The 17,702-nt window shown below is 42.2% G+C and carries 19 protein-coding genes; 17 read left to right on the plus strand and 2 right to left on the minus strand.

The window, feature by feature from the left end:
- The first annotated feature begins 22 nt into the window (after positions 1-22).
- The 3 genes from ABJD64_RS17740 (at position 23) to ABJD64_RS17750 (ending at position 1,632) form a co-directional block, all read left to right on the plus strand.
- Complete coding sequence (locus ABJD64_RS17740) at positions 23-691, plus strand: DUF2461 domain-containing protein (protein WP_348180919.1); 669 nt, start codon at positions 23-25, stop codon at positions 689-691.
- A gap of 1 nt (position 692) precedes the next feature.
- Positions 693-1,046 carry a TfoX/Sxy family protein gene (locus ABJD64_RS17745; RefSeq protein WP_348180918.1) on the plus strand — a complete coding sequence of 118 codons (354 nt, stop codon included), beginning with the start codon at positions 693-695 and terminating at the stop codon, positions 1,044-1,046.
- Positions 1,047-1,137: 91 nt separating this feature from the next.
- Positions 1,138-1,632 (plus strand): GNAT family N-acetyltransferase, encoded by a 495-nt coding sequence (locus ABJD64_RS17750; RefSeq protein ID WP_348180917.1) that lies wholly within the window; start codon positions 1,138-1,140, stop codon positions 1,630-1,632.
- Positions 1,633-1,675: 43 nt separating this feature from the next.
- On the opposite strand, the gene ABJD64_RS17755 is transcribed toward ABJD64_RS17750, so the two are convergent.
- Positions 1,676-2,020: an antibiotic biosynthesis monooxygenase gene (locus ABJD64_RS17755; protein ID WP_348180916.1), complete on the minus strand. Its 345-nt coding sequence runs from the start codon at positions 2,018-2,020 to the stop codon at positions 1,676-1,678.
- Between the two features lies 1 nt (position 2,021).
- Complete coding sequence (locus ABJD64_RS17760) at positions 2,022-3,035, minus strand: alpha/beta fold hydrolase (protein WP_348180915.1); 1,014 nt, start codon at positions 3,033-3,035, stop codon at positions 2,022-2,024.
- Positions 3,036-3,153: 118 nt separating this feature from the next.
- Here ABJD64_RS17760 and ABJD64_RS17765 point away from each other — a divergent pair, with 118 nt between their 5' ends.
- The 14 genes from ABJD64_RS17765 to ABJD64_RS17830 all read left to right on the plus strand — a co-directional run bounded on the left by ABJD64_RS17765 (position 3,154) and on the right by ABJD64_RS17830 (position 17,684).
- Entirely contained in the window at positions 3,154-3,864 is a 711-nt protein-coding gene (locus ABJD64_RS17765) for a metalloregulator ArsR/SmtB family transcription factor (protein ID WP_348180914.1), read from the plus strand.
- A 26-nt stretch (positions 3,865-3,890) separates the two neighbouring features.
- Positions 3,891-4,349: a RidA family protein gene (locus ABJD64_RS17770; protein ID WP_348180913.1), complete on the plus strand. Its 459-nt coding sequence runs from the start codon at positions 3,891-3,893 to the stop codon at positions 4,347-4,349.
- Positions 4,350-4,493: 144 nt separating this feature from the next.
- Entirely contained in the window at positions 4,494-5,027 is a 534-nt protein-coding gene (locus ABJD64_RS17775; protein ID WP_348180912.1) for a dihydrofolate reductase family protein, read from the plus strand.
- A 102-nt stretch (positions 5,028-5,129) separates the two neighbouring features.
- Entirely contained in the window at positions 5,130-6,374 is a 1,245-nt protein-coding gene (locus ABJD64_RS17780; protein WP_348180911.1) for a PDZ domain-containing protein, read from the plus strand.
- Between the two features lie 139 nt (positions 6,375-6,513).
- Positions 6,514-8,904, plus strand: a complete 2,391-nt coding sequence (locus ABJD64_RS17785; protein ID WP_348180910.1) for an ABC transporter permease — start codon at positions 6,514-6,516, stop codon at positions 8,902-8,904.
- A 282-nt stretch (positions 8,905-9,186) separates the two neighbouring features.
- Positions 9,187-10,671 (plus strand): glycerol kinase GlpK, encoded by a 1,485-nt coding sequence (gene glpK / locus ABJD64_RS17790; RefSeq protein ID WP_348180909.1) that lies wholly within the window; start codon positions 9,187-9,189, stop codon positions 10,669-10,671.
- A 73-nt stretch (positions 10,672-10,744) separates the two neighbouring features.
- Positions 10,745-12,394, plus strand: coding sequence for a glycerol-3-phosphate dehydrogenase/oxidase (locus ABJD64_RS17795; protein ID WP_348180908.1), 1,650 nt, complete (start codon positions 10,745-10,747; stop codon positions 12,392-12,394).
- A 33-nt stretch (positions 12,395-12,427) separates the two neighbouring features.
- Positions 12,428-12,880 (plus strand): hypothetical protein, encoded by a 453-nt coding sequence (locus ABJD64_RS17800; RefSeq protein ID WP_348180907.1) that lies wholly within the window; start codon positions 12,428-12,430, stop codon positions 12,878-12,880.
- Between the two features lie 25 nt (positions 12,881-12,905).
- Complete coding sequence (locus ABJD64_RS17805) at positions 12,906-13,799, plus strand: ROK family protein (protein WP_348180958.1); 894 nt, start codon at positions 12,906-12,908, stop codon at positions 13,797-13,799.
- Between the two features lie 81 nt (positions 13,800-13,880).
- On the plus strand, positions 13,881-14,609 hold the full coding sequence (locus ABJD64_RS17810) for a TMEM175 family protein (RefSeq protein WP_348180906.1): 729 nt from the start codon (positions 13,881-13,883) through the stop codon (positions 14,607-14,609).
- An 8-nt stretch (positions 14,610-14,617) separates the two neighbouring features.
- Positions 14,618-15,376 carry an exodeoxyribonuclease III gene (locus tag ABJD64_RS17815; protein WP_348180905.1) on the plus strand — a complete coding sequence of 253 codons (759 nt, stop codon included), beginning with the start codon at positions 14,618-14,620 and terminating at the stop codon, positions 15,374-15,376.
- 3 nt (positions 15,377-15,379) lie between these two features.
- Complete coding sequence (locus ABJD64_RS17820; RefSeq protein WP_348180904.1) at positions 15,380-15,907, plus strand: hypothetical protein; 528 nt, start codon at positions 15,380-15,382, stop codon at positions 15,905-15,907.
- Between the two features lie 69 nt (positions 15,908-15,976).
- Complete coding sequence (locus ABJD64_RS17825) at positions 15,977-16,774, plus strand: MIP/aquaporin family protein (RefSeq protein ID WP_348180903.1); 798 nt, start codon at positions 15,977-15,979, stop codon at positions 16,772-16,774.
- A 76-nt stretch (positions 16,775-16,850) separates the two neighbouring features.
- Positions 16,851-17,684 carry a glycerophosphodiester phosphodiesterase family protein gene (locus tag ABJD64_RS17830; RefSeq protein ID WP_348180902.1) on the plus strand — a complete coding sequence of 278 codons (834 nt, stop codon included), beginning with the start codon at positions 16,851-16,853 and terminating at the stop codon, positions 17,682-17,684.
- Positions 17,685-17,702: the final 18 nt, after the last annotated feature.

Here is a 17,702-nt window from a genome sequence, read left to right on the forward strand (position 1 = left end):
GTTAACACAAAGCACGATTCGTATGACATACTTTACACAAGATTTTATTCAGTTCTTCACAGACCTTGCCCAAAACAATCAGAAGGAATGGTTTCATGCCAATAAGAAAAGGTATGAATCCAGTGTGAAAAAACCCTTCGAGCATTTTCTAACAGACTTGATTCATGAAATTCAAAAAGAAGAGAGCAGTCTTGAAATTCAACCCAAAGATTGTGTACTTCGAATCAACCGAGATCTCAGATTTTCAAAAGACAAAACACCCTACAACCTGCACTACTCGGCTGTAGTTTCAAATGCCGGAAGAAAAGACAAGAGTGTACCCGGTATCTTTCTCCGGTTTACACCGGAGGAGGTAGGTATCATGGGTGGAGCCTATGTGCTGGACAAAGATCAATTGCAGGCCTTGCGTACACACATCGCCCAAGATCCCAAAAAGCTTGAAAAGCTAGCGAGCACTGAACCTTTTGCATCGAAATTTGGTGAGCTGAAAGGAGACGAAAGCAAACGCATGCCAATTGAATTTCAAGAGCAGGTCAAGCAAATTCCTCTGCTCTCAAGAAAGCAATTTTATTTTGTGGCGAAGCGCGAAACCGCCCTGATAACCAGTGAGAACCTACTCACTGAAATGATGGACTATTGGCATGCAATGCGTCCAATCAACAGGTTCTTAACTCAGATCATTCACCCTTGATATGGCGTACGACGAATACTTAGCAGATCGCGTCCGTCAGACCTTGAGTGCAAACGGGGTCAACGCAGAGGCTAAAAGGCTAATGGGTGGATTGTGTTTTGTTTTGAACGACAAAATGTGTGTCGGCATAAGCCAAAACAAAAAGACCGGCCAACCAGGAATAATCGCCCGGATAGGAGAAGAGAAAGTACAAGAAGCCTTGCAGAAGCCTTATTGTCATGTTTTTAGTCCAGCAGGGCGTCCAATGAAAGATTTCATCTTTATCGAAGACACAGGTCTGGATAGTGAAGACGAACTAGCCTTTTGGGTGAGACAAGCTATTGATTTTAATCCGCTCGCGAAAAGAAGCAAATGATTGGCACACCGTTCTAAGTTAACAAGTGCTGCCTTGCTGGTTTCTAAGTTTTGATAGACATTTACATCTTGTTTTGAATAAAAATCTGTACATGATAGGACTGGAAACTGAAAGATTAATCTTCAGACAATGGCAACATTCGGATTATCAATCATTCGCTGATTTTTATAGCCATGAAGAATACGCACGTTTCGTCGGTGGAATCAAAAACCCGGAAGAATCCTGGCGATTGATGGCTACGTACATTGGCCACTACGAACTCAATGGCTATTCCTATCTGGCTATTGATGAAAAAGAAACGGGAAACTTGATCGGTACCGTAGGGCTGTGGAATTCTGAGCCATGGCCAGAACCTGAGCTAGGTTACTGGCTTCTGCCTCATGCACACGGCAAGGGTTTTGGTGTAGAAGCTGGAATTGCCGTGAAGGAGTTTGCTTTGAAGTCATTAAAGCTGAAAACATTGGTCAGTTACATAGACGAAACCAACGAACCTTCCAAAAAACTTGCCCTTCGTCTTGGTGCCAAACTTGACAAAACCATTGAATTATTGGACTTTGGTCCACACGAAGTCTATCGGTACAAATAGCCAAGTATACTTCCAGGTTTGAGGTACACTTGTTTGTTACACCTTAATCATGAGTTTGTCGGCTGTCATTGGGGGCCTCGACTCTGCTATTCATTCCGTAATCTCGGATTACTCCCGTCACTCGCAGTCTATAGTCTTCAAAAATCATAGCGCGTCCTTTGCGTTGTGCTTGCCTATGATTTTCTAAATTTCGCCATTGACTCACCGATTCCTCATCTTTCCAAAAGGACAAAGACAAAATTTTAGTCGAATCCTGAAGACTCGTGAACCTTTCAATAGATATAAATCCATCCATTTTGACCAATTCTGATTTCAACTCAGCCGCAATATCCAGGTATTCCTGTTTGTGTGCTGCTTTAGGGTTTACTTCGAATATTACTGCTATCATATTATTTTTCGGATAAGAATAATTGCACTTCATCGTACAGTTGTTTTCTCGATTTTTCTAAATGAACGACATGAGTTGATTTTTCAATAACGACATATTTTTTAGATGCCGCTGCGCTAAGATTTTCAAACAGCCATCGTGCGTCATCCCAACTGAATGAAGTGTCCCATTCTCCCCGGATGACCAAAGTAGAGACTTCGACTCTTGCTGGTTCAAAAAAGCAATTCCCATTCCAGCAATCGTAAAGATCATTTTTCCACCCCGCAGGATATCGCACATAATTCCGATTTTCGACTTTGGAGGCCTTGTCACTTGCTAACCACTTTTGGCCCCACTGCTCAATCACTTCGTCCTCTAACACTATGTCGTGACCCTTGGGCAATTGTGCAGAGAATTGCTCCACTCTTTTCTCTGGGGTCAGTTCTATGTAGGCATAATCCGGCTTGTTCCAACTCACTGTCTCTTCACGCGCTACCAAGGGAGCAAAGAGTACTAATTTCTCAATTTGGTCAGGGTGCAGTGCAGCATAGTAGCCTGAAACCGTAGCTCCCCACGAGTGACCAACCAAATACAGTTTTTTCATTTCAGTGGTTTTCAACACGAATTCAACCGCCCTTTCGATATCAAGTGCCACCTCTTTTCCAGTGCCCAAAGGCTTTCCTGAATAAACGGCGTTTGACATTTCGGTGTATCGATCGGACTCGCCATAGCCCAGGTGGTCCAGTGCAAATACTTCGTAGCCTTGATTGGATAGATGATCCATCCATGAATAATTCTCCATTCGAAACCCAAAAGCCAACGCTGAAGGGAATGACGCTCCATGTACAAACAAGACAGGGAGTTTATTCATTTTTTCGTCGCCTGCCGGTAAATGCAAGAGGGAGAGGTTGAGTCCGGAAATCCTACTTTCAATACTTATGCGCCGAAATCCATGCTCTTCTCGTTTGGGTTTTATCTGTTGGGCAATACAGATTCCCTGTAGTACAAAAAGATAGAATGCAATCATTTTTTCCATGTGGATTGGACTTTGATTTTTCAAAGCAAACCAATCACTGCGATTGACATTTCATTTTATAATGAAGTATGAAAAATATGGCTTTCGTATCTTTAAAGTCTTATCAACACCACAAAGCATGAATGATGCAGAAGAGTTTGCCGAAGTGACTGCGTTGATCGCGGAACCGAATCGAGCCATGATATTGTGGCGTCTGCTAGATGGAAGGGCTTATACCGCAGGTGAATTGGCAATAGTAGCCAACTTATCTCCCCAGTCTGCCAGCAATCACTTAAATAAACTGATTGAAAAGGACTTGTTGGCCATAGAGAAGCAAGGACGACACAGATATTACAAACTTGCTCGTCCGGAAATAGCTTATGCCATAGAATCCATGGCGAACCTTATCCCTGAAAAAAACAGGTCGGTAGAACGAGAGATTGCAACCGATAAACGGGGGATAAAATATGCAAGAACCTGCTATGACCACCTGGCTGGAAAGATGGGGGTTTTAATCACAGAAGCCCTATTATCCGCCGAAATTTTGTTGACCAAGGACAAAAGATATGAGGTCACCTCAAAAGGAGTAGCCTGGTTTTCCTCAATAGGAATAGACACCAACGAGCTTGCCAAAACAAAACGTGCTTTTGCGCTTCAATGCCTCGATTGGAGTGAACGTAGGCACCATTTGGCTGGTGCATTGGGAGCCGCACTGCTGCGTGCGATGTTTGAAAAAGATTGGATAAGGAGAAGGCAAGGCTCTCGAGAAGTCATATTTACTCACTCCGGAGAAGAAAATTTAGATAATCTTTTGCGCAAAATTAAAACCGACCCGGTCCTATCGACGTAAGGCCTGAATCAAAACCGTAAACAAGAATGAACTTACTATCAACGCTTTCATCACTCAATTTATCGCTACCAGAAGTATCTACTCCCGGTGGATCTTATGTATCAGTCAATGTAAGAGGCCATGTTGCCTATGTTGCCATCCAATTTCCAATATTAAATGGGAAATTTCTGCTTCAGGGCCGACTGGGTGACACCATCACTACTGCGCAAGGCTATCAGGCCATGGAACTATGTGCGTTGAATGTCTTATCTCAAATTCACCACAAGATAGGTTTTGAAAAGGTGGAGGGACTCAACCATATTGATGCCTACTATCAAGCCATCGACATCTGGGACGAGGGGCCTAAAGTGGTCAATGGTGCTTCTGATCTGTTTATGAAAGTGCTGGGTGAAAAAGGCACACATACTCGTGCCATTTTCGGTGTAGAAAGACTGCCCAAGAACTTTCCCGTTGGCCTGACCACTTCGTTTACATTGAGCCATTGAACAACTTTTAAACAATCATGCTATGAAACCAACATGTGCAACAGTCATACTCACAACGGCATCGGTCGGCTGAAGAAGATTTTTCTCATGGCGGTTCCATCCCAGCGGGAAACCGCTGACTTTTGAAAAATAAATTATAAACAGATGAAAAAAAACAGACTCTTTATCGCCACAAGCATCGACGGTTATATAGCCCGCAAAGATGGATCTCTCGATTGGCTCGATGCCATTCCAAACCCGGATAATTTGGACTATGGCTACTATAAATTCTACGATTCGATCGATACCATTCTCATGGGAAGAAAGACCTATGAAGAGGTATTGAGTTTTGGTGTAGACTGGCCTTATCCTGATTGCAAAACCTATGTGGTAAGCCAGCGTGCTGTCGACATAAAAACTGAAAATACCTACCTCATGGACGGGCCTTTTGAGAAAAAGGTAGGAGAGTTAAGACAGGAAAAAGGAAAAGACATTTGGGTTGTAGGAGGAGGCGTGTTGATTTCTTCCATGCTAGACCTGAATCTGATAGATGAGATGTTGATTACAATCACACCTGTGATTTTGGGTGAGGGGATATCACTATTTCCAAATGCGCCTAGAGAAACAAAATTTGAACTGGTAGATACAGAATCTTTCAAGACCGGATTTGTAAACCTGGTCTACAAAAAATCTGATTAAAATTGAAATAAACTCTCTTGCCGTTCATCCAATATTGAATTTTCATTAAGGGAATTCGAAAGAGAATTGTTATCTTCTTGTTCTGTTTCAGCTAGGAGAAAAATGAAAAACACACAAAGAGGCAACAGACTGTTTGCACTATTATTTTGTCTCATCCTTGGGACAAATTCACTTCAGGCACAATTCGGCTTTTCCCTTCCACAAGGAGAAGAGAGTGTCGAGATTCCTTATCAAAATTTTAATAACCTGATTGTACTGGAAGTCACGCTCAAAAATAAGGTGACCGTAAATCTAATTCTCGATACGAGTATTGAACATACCATTCTCACTGAAAAAGCGGTAGGAGACTTCCTCAATTTCAGGTACGCGCGTAAGGTAAAACTTGGGCAAAGCGATGACCAAATCTTTTATGGACATGTGGCCATAGACGCCCAAATGTCCCTTTCTGACAGTGTAAAGACAGCTGAAATGTCTTCCATTTTGGTGTTAGAAACTGATTATCTCAATTTGGCGGGAGTGGCCGGATCAAAGGTTCACGGGCTCATCGGATATGACATCTTTAAGAGTTTTGTAGTCGAAGTGGACCAAGGGAAAAGTGTAATTCGATTACACAAACCTGAATCATTCCAGCCGACAAAAGGGTATCAGGAATTTCCTATGCAGGTTGTAGAAAGAAAACCTTTTATCACCACAGAGATTGTATTTGAAAGCTGGGAAAAGCGAAAGATGAATTTCATGATAAAGACAGGAGCGAGTCATGCGGTCTTCTTCGAAGACGATTCCGTTGAATATTTTTTACCCTATCGAAATCTGGAAGTACCCATCGGTCAGGCGTTTGGTGGAGAAGTTCTTGGACACATTGGTCGGCTGAGAAGTTTAAATATTGGTAATTATTCGTTGGAAAGCCCCTTGGCTACTTTTGCCAAGCCTGAACACGTTGATCAAAACGAAAGCACAAAAAAATATGGAGATGGTTCCATTGGCCAAGGTGTATTACAGCGGTTCAGTGTGATCTACGACTTTCACCATTCCAAAGTTTATCTCAAGAAGAATAGTACTTTCAGCGACTCCTTTGAATATGACATGAGCGGAATGAACATTTCCGTGAAGCAAGCAAAGGAATATTCTTTTACCGTAAAGTCTATCCGCAAAGATTCTCCGGCACAGAAATCCGGGTTGCAAGTGGGAGATATTATCGAGTCCATCAACGGGGAGAAGCTCACCATCAATAATTATGGACAATATCTTAATCTTTTTCTGACCCGAGAAGGTAAAAAAGTGATCCTTTTGATCCGGCGAGGTGATGAAAAAATTGAATGCAGCTATCGATTGGCGCGATTTATATAGTTACCCTGAACACTTTTTGTCCAGTACTGGACATTATCGTATTAGATTATTTTGCTAATCATAGTGTAACTCACTGATAATCTATCTATTATACAATTCGGCACATCATTTGTCCAAGTATTTCCAGAACTATACGACTATGCTTAGAAATTACGTAACCGTTGCCATACGCAATATCCAGAATAGCCCTGTCTATTCTACGATCAACGTGCTGGGGCTTACCATCGGAATTGTAAGTAGTATCCTCCTTTTCCTTTATGTGGATTTTGAACGAAGCTACGATAAGTTTCACATAAACAAGGACAACATTTATCGGGTGACCACTCAGGCTACCGTTCAGGATACAGAACTCAACGTTCCACTTGCCCCATCATTAACAGGCGCTACTTTGATGAACGAGTATGATGCCATCGACAATTTTGTTAGGCTTTCCGGCGGATCTGAAATGCTCATTTCGGTTGACCAGGAATACTTCTATGAAACGGAGATTTACCAGACTGATTCATCCTTTTTTAACATTTTCGACTTTGAGCTTCTGGAGGGCGACCGCAAAACTTGCTTGACAGAGTCCAATACTATGGTCATTTCAAAAAGTCTGGCAGAAAAATGGTTTCCAAATGGATCAGCCATGGGCAAAACGGTAAAAACCGATGGAGAGGACACGAAAATTATTACAGGCATCATGGCGAATCCGGTTATCAATACCAGTGTTCCTGCTCACGGTCTCCTTTCATATGGAACGAATACCCAAGGGCAAAACGCCTGGGGAAATATGAATGATCAGATTTTCATCGTTTTGAAACAAGGGTCAACCGTATCGGAAGTACTCCCTGTCCTGTCTCAAATGTACGACAAGTACATGGCTCCAATTTATGAGAAATTTGGTGCTTCTGCAGAGTTTTCATTGCAGCCGCTTACAGACATACACTTATTTTCCAATTTTGACTTCGAGATGGGAACTGTTGGAAATATCAACTACCTCTATATTTTTAGCGCTATAGGATTCTTTATGCTTCTAATTGCTTGCATCAATTATATGAATCTGGCCACCGCTCGCTCCGTTGCAAGGTCCAAAGAAGTCGGAATTCGAAAGGCCATGGGCTCATATAAGACACAACTGATGGGTCAGTTTGTTACTGAATCCATTGTGATCGCTTTTATCGCATTGGTAATTAGTCTGATCCTGACCTTTTTTGTAATCCCTACATTCAACGAATTGGCCAACCTTGAGATCAGTCAAAATTTTATGAACGACCCAAAAATGGTGCTCGTTCTTGTTGGAGTGATATTATTTGTTGGACTCGTAGGCGGCAGCTATCCAGCCTTCTACCTTTCTCGTTTTAAGGCGGCAGAGGTACTGAAAGGTAGATCTAAAAAAAGTAAAGGAAACGAATCGCTTCGAAAGGTTCTGGTAGTTGCTCAGTTTGCTATATCCTTGGGTATGGTGGTAAGCACCTGGATTGTATTTGATCAATTAGATTTTCTACGAAATAAAGAACTCGGTTTCAATCATGAACAAGTAGTGACCGTGGCTCTTGAAGGAGAGCAAGTTAGAGCGAAATTGGACGTACTGGCGGCAGAGCTATTACAGAGTCCGGGTGTTGAGTCAGTAGGCTCAGGCTTCGGTGTACCCGGAACAAATTCGATGAGCATGAGCGGGATCAAGGTGGAATCCGCCGACGGGCATTTGATAGAAAAAATCTTTCAGAATATTACCGTGGACAATCAGTATTTCCCAACGCTGGAAATACCAATAGTACAAGGCCGCAACTTTTTGCCACAAGTCGGCAATGACACAGCATCTTCAGTAATTGTCAACCAGGAGATGGTAAGAGAAATGGGGTGGGAAAATCCAATAGGAAAGAGATTTGAACGATTTATCAATGACGACCTCGAGACAAAAGCCTTTACCGTGGTTGGAGTGGTAAGAGATTATCATTTGATTTCGTTGCAAGAACCCATAAGCCCACTGGTAGTATATAATGGAATTAACAACGGCCAGATGATAGTGAGACTTAAGTCCGATGGTATATCTAATACGATGTCAGAAGTCGAAGGCATATTTAAGTCAGTGGTAACCAACCGACCTTTTGAATATGCCTTTCTTGATCAAGGCTTCCAACAGCACTATGAGGCTGACCAGAAGAGAGGAGAGGTATTTGCCATTTTCTCTGTGTTGACCATCGCAATTGCCTGTCTGGGATTATTTGGATTGGCATCTTATACGGCCGAGGCCCGAAGAAAGGAGATTGGTATAAGAAAGGTAGTTGGTGCGAATGTGATGACGATCATTATTATGATGTCGAAGGACTTTCTGAAACTCATTATTTTATCTATGATCGTCGCATTCCCGATAGCCTACTATTTTATGGATCAATGGCTACAGGACTTTGCATATGCGATGGAACTCAAATGGACCAGCTTTGCACTTTCAGCACTATTTACTTTGGTCATCGCATTCGCCACGGTTCTATATCATTCGCTGAGGTCGGCAGTTGCAAACCCTTCCTCCGCTATTCGCGATAATTAATTTAAGACTAGAGTTCAGGTTATTAGAAGCGGGTTTAGCCCGCTTTTTTAATGCCCTTTCCAATAATAATAGTATGGCAAAGAACAATTATTGATATTGAATAAGATTGGAGTTTATTTATTTGAATAATGTAGTTAAATTAATGGAAATTTGCCCGCATGAAACCAACATGTATATGGATCACACTTTCGAAGGAATGATTATTATGCTAAGGCGATCCCCGCTTTGGCGTATCGATCCCAGCAAAGAATCGCTGACGGATAAAAGACAAATAATAAACAGATGAAACAATACATTCTGGCGCTTGACCAGGGAACAACAAGTTCGAGAGCACTTCTGTTTGATCATAAAGGAAAGGTGGTCGCCATGGCCCAAAAAGAGTTCAAGCAGATTTTTCCTAAGCACGGATGGGTGGAACACGATCCCTATGACCTACTCAAATCCCAGCTCGATGTGATGTACGAGGTCATCAAGAAAAGTAAAGTGAATAACTCCCAGATATTGGGTATTGGCATCACCAACCAACGGGAGACCGCCATCGTATGGGACAAAAAGACGGGGAACCCGGTTTACAATGCCATCGTATGGCAAGACACCCGAACTTCAGATTTTTGTCAACAACTCAAGCACGACGACGATTTCGAAGATTATGTGAGAAAAACTACTGGCCTTGTCATCGACTCTTATTTCTCAGCTACAAAGATTCATTGGATACTCAATAATGTAAAAGGAGCAAAAAAGAAGGCTGAAGCAGGAGATTTAATATTCGGTACAGTCGATACCTGGTTGATCTGGAATCTTACCAACGGAGAATCGCATATGACAGACTTCTCAAATGCATCTCGCACGCTGTTATTCAATATTTCAGAACTTACATGGGATGATGAACTTCTCGAGCGATTCGAAATTCCAAGACAAATGCTTCCTGACGTTACCCATTCTGGGTTTCACTTTGGGATGGCCCAGATTCAAGGCGGAGACATTCCGATCATGGGTGTTGCCGGAGATCAACAGGCTGCACTTTTTGGTCAAGGATGTTTTGAACCTGGTCAAGCCAAAAACACCTACGGTACCGGCTGTTTCTTGTTGATGAACACTGGTGAAAAGATACAGTACTCCAAGAATGGGTTGTTAACAACCATCGCATGGGGGCTCAATGGCAAAATAGAATATGCTCTCGAGGGCAGCATCTTTATGGCTGGAGCTGCGATCCAGTGGCTCCGAGATGGTTTGAAACTCATCAATTCGGCCGATGAGACAGAAAGAATAGCTGAAAGAAACAAAAATAACAATGGTGTGTACATGGTTCCAGCATTCTCAGGACTAGGCGCCCCCTATTGGGATATGTATGCCAGAGGTGGTATATTCGGACTCACACAAGACACCACCAATGAAGAAATCATAAAGGCAACTTTGGAGTCTTTGGCCTACCAGACTCGAGATATATTATTTGCGATGTCGAATGACTCTGGGGTAAAACTGAATTCTCTTCAGGTGGATGGAGGTGCCTCTGCCAACAACTATCTCATGCAATTTCAGTCGGATATTTTGAATGTGCCAGTAGAACGACCCAAAAATGTGGAATCCACTGCGCAGGGCACGGCTTTCATCGCCGGAATTACCAGCGGACTATGGAGTATGGCAGATATCAAAAAGAAAAAGTCCGTGGATAAGACATTTAAACCTAAAATGGACGATTTCACAAGAGATCATTTATACACAGGCTGGCACAATGCCATCAAACGGTGTATGAACTGGGCTCGATAAAAGAATAAACATTTGGTAACAACACAAGAATTGCAATAAAGTACAATTCGTCTTCTTTTGCACAAAAAAATTTATGTCACAACCGTCCTTCTCATACCAAACCAGACCCGCTATTATTCAAACCCTAAAGAATGAATATTACGATGTCATTATCATTGGTGGAGGTATTACAGGAGCTGGGATTGCGTTGGATGCTGCTACCCGAGGCCTCAAGGTAGCCCTATTGGAAAAAAAGGACTTTGCGTCAGGAACAAGCAGCAAATCCACCAAACTGATTCATGGTGGTTTGAGATACCTCAAGCAATTTGAATTTAGCTTAGTGCGCGAGGTTGGAAAGGAAAGATCGATTCTGCATGAACTGGCTACCCATCTCGTTCGTCCGGAAAAAATGCTTCTTCCACTCATCAAAGATGGCAATTACGGCAAAATCATTACATCTGTTGGACTCATGGTCTACGACGTGCTGGCCGGTGTTGAGGAAGAGGATCAGAGGAAGATGCTCACGGTAGGGGAAACCATGAAATCCGAACCCTTGCTCGATAAGAGAATCATCGAAGGAGGAGGACTCTATGCTGAATATCAAACCGATGATTTTCGCCTGGTTACAGAGCTCATCAAAACATCGGCAGACTACGGTGCTCAAGTGCTCAACTATGTCATGTGCACAGATTTGTTGGCCAAAGGAGGCAAAGTCTGCGGAGTGGCTTGCCATGATGAAGAATCAGGAGAGGATTTCAAAATTTACGGTGATTATGTAGTCAACGCCACAGGTCCTTGGGTGGACCAGGTCAGAAAACTCAACAAGAAAGTAAAAGAAACCAAGTTACACCTCACCAAAGGAATTCATATTGTTGTGCCTTTTGATAAATTACCTGTGAAGCAATCCGTGTATTTTGATGTGGCTGATGGTCGAATGATTTTTGCCATTCCAAAAAATGAAATCACCTATGTGGGTACCACCGACACCAACTACAAAGGCAATCCGAGTGATGCAGCCACAGACAAAAAAGATGTAGATTATCTCATCAAAGCAGTCAATGATGCCTTTCCATCAATCGAATTACAAATTGGCGATATTCTATCGTCGTGGGCCGGAGTAAGACCACTAATACAAGACGAAGGAAAAAGTGCGTCCGAAATATCCAGAAAAGATGAAATATTTATTTCGGATCGTGGCCTGATTTCTATTGCAGGGGGCAAATTGACCGGCTACCGGAAAATGGCCAAACGCACAGTAGATTTAGTCCTGGAAATGAAAAGCTCGCGTTCGGGAATTACCAAAAAAACTAAGTCAAAAACAAAAAAAATAAAATTCAACGGCAACAGTTTTAAAAACGCAAAGGCCATCTCTAATTACAAAGCGAAGCTTCTCAAGGATAACCCCACCTTTACCAAACAACAGATGCGTTATTTAGTTGATACCTATGGGGATCAGGCCGCGATTATTTTGAGTTTCGCAGATCAATTGCCCGGTAAAAACCAGGAGACCAAATTGCTCAAGGCAGAGCTTCGGTTTTGCATAGAAAGAGAAATGGTCATGCACCTCACAGATTTCTTCATTCACAGAACTGGCAGGTTATTTTTTGATATACAAAGTGTGAAAGATCATCTAACCCTGGTAGCGACGGATATGAAACATTGGCTCGATTGGGATACTGAGCAAATGGAAGTTGAGATATCTAAAATGAAAGAAGAAATAAAGAAGGCCACAACCTTCAAGTAATTAATAATTTCCAATCACTTAAACACAATCTTTATGAAAAATCTAATGCTGACGCTTGCAATAATTGTAACTCTGAGCTTGGGAGCAAATGGGCAAACTGTACCAACCTACAAAGTCATTACCGTCGTAGAATCAATTGTTCCAGCTGGTCTCGGTCGTTCAAGAATGATAGAAAATGAAACAGATCTGAACATCGACGATTTTACTACTACCCGTACCGACGGCAAAAAAAGTGATCAGAAAGAAATAAAAAGAGGCGACGCCAAAGTAGACGAATTCTCAGAATCCAAATTATTGAACTTCTACAGTGTAACTGGTATTAACTTCCAGAACATAGCTTCGAATGACGCGCTGATTTCATCCAAACTCAATCAACTAGCTGCAGAAGGCTGGGAACTTATGTTTGTGACTGGAGGTGTAGAAAGTGACTCTGGAAAATCTGATGGGAAAGGAATCTATATTACACGATTCGTTTTCAAAAAATAAAAAAACCTAATGCAAGTATGTGATGATGAAGTGGGGAATTGATCTTGGTGGGACAAAAATTGAAGGGATCATTATTGATTCAGCAGAAAACAATACCGTTATCGCGCGAAGAAGAATTCCTACCGAAGGAGACCGTGGTTATCATCATGTACTTCTCCAAATTAAAAAACTCATTGCAGCACTCAGCAAGGAAAGCGGCCTTCTGCCACAGAAGATCGGAATAGGTACACCAGGCTCTATCTTTCCTCCAACAGGGCACCTAAAAAACTGCAACAGTCAGCACCTCAACGACAAGCCTCTGCTTGTCGATCTTCAAAATTTGCTTCAAGTACCTGTCGCAATGGCCAATGATGCCAACTGCTTTGCGCTGGCTGAGACCCAAATGGGAATTGTACCGGATATACTTCCTGACGCAAAAGTTGTATTTGGTGTAATCATGGGAACGGGAGTCGGTGGAGGCTTGGTTGTCAATGGTCAAATTATCAACGGAGCCAACGGCATTGGCGGAGAATGGGGGCATAATTTCCTGGATGATTCAGGTGGTTCTTGCTATTGCGGAAAGATGGGATGCGTCGAGACTGTAATTTCCGGGCCTGCTTTGGAAAAATATTACTTGCAGATATCCGGCCATTTGAAGTTGCTCAAAGACATAGTAAAAGATGTTAAAGCCGATCCTTACGCCAAAGAAACAGTTGCGAGACTCATCCATTATTTCGGTCTGGGTGTTTCGACCATTATCAACACCATAGACCCAGACATCATCGTACTCGGTGGCGGCGTGGGCAACATTGACTTACTTTATACCAAAGGAATTGAAGAAGCCAAAAAGTTTGTATTTAATCCGGAATGCGCAACAAAAATTGTCAAACCCAAACTGGGAGATTCGGCCGGTGTATTTGGGGCGGCGTTTCTCAATTAGTTTTTGCATTCACCTGATTATGGCCTAATTTTCAAATAAAATATCCTTTTCGTTTTGGTTCGAAATGCCCTCAAAGAAAAAATGCTCAGTGACTCGAAACCTCAGTTTCGGTTTCGTGGTGTAGATAACACCAGGGTGGAGGCCTTGTCTGACGGTGTGTTTGCCATCGCCACCGCACTTCTGGTCATATCTTCTTCCATTCCGGAAACCTATGCCGAATTACTTCATTTTCTCAAAGACCTGGTACCGTTCGCTATGTGCATGGCATTGCTTATGCTCATCTGGTATCAGCACTATGTGTTTTTCATTCGTTACGGATTTAAAGATGCAAAAATTGTTGCGGTGAATACCTTACTGCTATTTCTGATATTGTTTTACATCTACCCACTCAAATTTCTAATGCAACTATTGTATGATATGTTTGGTGGGATATTTACAAACAATCAAGCTGTTTTGAATCATCTTTTTACTGACGTGATTCACATGGAGGACACGCCGGAATTAATGATTATCTACGGCTTTGGAGCGGCGTGTATTTTTTTTACGCTTGCTTTGATGTACTACATTGCTTATCGCAGAACGATCGTGTTGGAAATGACAGAGGTGGAAAAATTTATGACCAGGTCGAGCATGCATGCTAACCTGTTGATGGGGAGTATTCCCATGCTTTCATGCCTATTTTGCCTCATCCTTCCATTGCAACCAAATGTGCTTTTTACTCTTGGTGGATTTACCTATTGGCTTTATCCTGTGATCATGATTACGTTCAGTGTAAGAAAAAGAAAACTTTTGTCAAAAATCTCTAGCTAAATCGAAACATGAAATTAATCTCCTACAATGTAAATGGAGTCAGAGCCGCCATCAAAAAAGGGCTTCTAGATTCGTTCAAAGATATGCAAGCAGACATCATCTGCTTACAAGAAACTAAAGCACAAGATGATCAAGTGCTCGAAGCACTGGGTGCTGACTTTCCACATCATGTATCCACCAATAGTGCAGTAAAAAAAGGCTATAGTGGTACCTGCACGATTAGTAGAACAGAACCCCTTTCGGTAACCAAAGGTATTGGTATCGAAGAGCACGACCAGGAGGGCAGAGTACTGACTAGCGAATTCGAAGACTTCTATTTGGTGAACGTATATGTGCCCAATTCTAGTCGCGAACTCAGAAGATTAGACTACAGAGAGGGTTGGGATGTTTGCTTTCGTGAATACCTAAAGAGCCTGGAGAGCAAAAAGCCGGTGGTTGCCTGCGGAGACTTCAATGTGGCTCACCAACCCATCGACATCGCCAGACCGAAGGCTAACTACAACAAAACGGCCGGTTATACCCAAGTAGAAATTGACGGTATGACCAATTTCTTAGCCGCTGGTTTTGTAGACACATTTAGGCATTTGTATCCGGAAGAAGTAGCCTACAGCTGGTGGAGCTATCGAGCAGGTGCAAGGGAGAAAAACATAGGCTGGCGTATTGATTATTTTCTGACGAGCGAATCACTCAAGTCAAATATTAAGTCCGCTGCCATTCATCCTGACTATAAAGAATCTGATCATTGCCCAATTAGCCTGACACTCTAAAATATGAGTACAATTAATATTCCGGCCAACAGTGACTACGACGCCTTTTACGAAGGTCAGAAAATAGCTGACCATCCAAAAAAACGAGCCATATCTATGGTTTTGACCATAGTTGCAGGCTTGTTGCTTTATACAGGAATGAAGACAACACCAATGGACGAGAAAATGACCTACGCAGGGGTTTTGACCATTGTGTATCTTTTTGTTGGGAGAAACTTTATGTTTAAAATGAAGGTCAAAAACCTTTGGAAGCAAAAGAGAGAGACTAATCCTGAATTAATCATTAGTTCGAAAGGTGTAGAGGTTAAACATAGGATTCCAGAACAATGCAAAACCCTTGGCTGGACTGACTTTGGGTTTTATAGAATAGAGAATAAGTTGGTATTCCTATACCCGAAAAAGTCTCCGGAAAATTGGTTGACGCTTTCACTAAAAAAATTAGAACTTGAGCACTCAAATGAGGTCAAACAGTTGATTTCAAGCAAAATTAAAATCAGTCAAGAGAAAACCGGCATGGCCGGAGCAAATTAAGAGAGTATAAGTAGATCGGCCTACCGAGGTGGATAAACAAAATCATTGCAAGATAAATTAGTTAAACACATGAACGTATACTTTGCAGAATTCGTGGGTACGGCCATACTCATACTACTAGGGGGTGGCGTAAACGCTGGAGTTAGTCTCAAAAAGAATTACTTCCATGAAGGAGGTTGGTTAGCTATTTGTGTGGGTTGGGGACTAGCTGTGGCACTGGCCATTTATGCAGTAGGAGATATTTCAGGAGCCCATATTAACCCGGCCGTTACGCTTGGGTTTGCTATGGTTGGATCTTTTGAATGGTCACTGGTTCCTGGTTATATTCTTGCACAATTTCTAGGTGCCATGATGGGAGCCACTCTTGTTTGGTTGCATTATCTCCCACATTGGAAGGCTACTGAGGATCAAGCTACCAAACTCGGAGTATTTTGTAATAGCCCAGCCATACCATCCAGATATGCAAATTTGTTTAGCGAGGTTTCTGGTACCTTTGTGCTTCTATTTGCTCTATCTTTTCTTGGTTTAAATGATTTTACCGAAGGACTCAATCCGCTGGTCGTTGGTCTGCTTATTTGCATGATTGGCTTGGCCATGGGAGGCACCACCGGCTTTGCTATAAATCCAGCAAGAGATATGGGGCCGAGAATCGCTCATTTTATACTGCCCATTTTTGGCAAAGGAAAATCCGGATGGAGCTATAGCTGGATTCCGGTAGCTGGCCCGTTTTTAGGCGGAGTATTGGGAACATTAGGCTACGAAGCCATATTTAATCAAAACATAATACCAGCAATTTATCCTTGTTTAGGGCTTGTAGCTATTTTGATTGTCCTTGCTGTAAAGGAACAAAATACAAATCCTGAATAAAATGAGAATTAAAACTAGCTGTTGGCTCATCGGCCTGGTATGGGCCCTTACTTTTTGTCAATCAAAACCTGATTCTATGAATGTATCCAGACTTGACGTTCAGGGCCATAGGGGAGCGAGAGGGCTCCTTCCGGAAAATACCGTTCCGGCATTTATCAAAGCAATTGAACTTGGCGTCACGACGTTAGAGCTTGATCTTGCCGTGACCAAAGACGACGAGCTCCTCGTCAGTCACGAACCCTACATGGGAGCTCATTTGACTACCGATTCAAGCGGAAGAGAAATATCAGAGGCAGACGAGCTGAAGCACAATATTTACCGAATGACATATGAGCAAATCAAAACCTATGATGTTGGCACCAAGTTTAATGAGCGATTTCCTGAACAAAGGAAAATCAAAATCCATAAGCCCCTACTCAGTGAAGTCGTTGATTCCGTAAACAAATATCTAGATGAAAATCAATTGTCTCCGGTTTACTACAATATTGAAGTTAAGAGTGCGCCGGAGGGAGATTCAATTTATCATCCGACTCCTGCTGAGTATTGTCAACTAGTTTATGATTTCATTACCACCAAGATGGATACTACCAAACTCAATGTGCAATCCTTTGATTTTAGAATACTGCAATATTTCAACAACAAGTATCCCGAGATCAAATTGGCAGCTTTGGTAGAAAACACCAAATCCATTCAAGAAAACCTTGATACACTAGGGTTCACTCCGGAAGTATACAGCTGTGACTACCTCCTCCTTGATAAGGAAAAAGTCACCTGGCTCCAAGACCAAGGTATGAAAGTCATACCCTGGACAGTCAATGAGAAGCAAGACATTAAAAAAATGCTGGAATGGGGAGTGGATGGGATTATTTCAGACTATCCCAATCGCGTATTAGAATTAATTTCGAATTAACTTTGAAGCTTGCATAAT

The organism is Reichenbachiella sp. (assembly GCF_039944555.1).
Lineage (GTDB): Bacteria > Bacteroidota > Bacteroidia > Cytophagales > Cyclobacteriaceae > Reichenbachiella.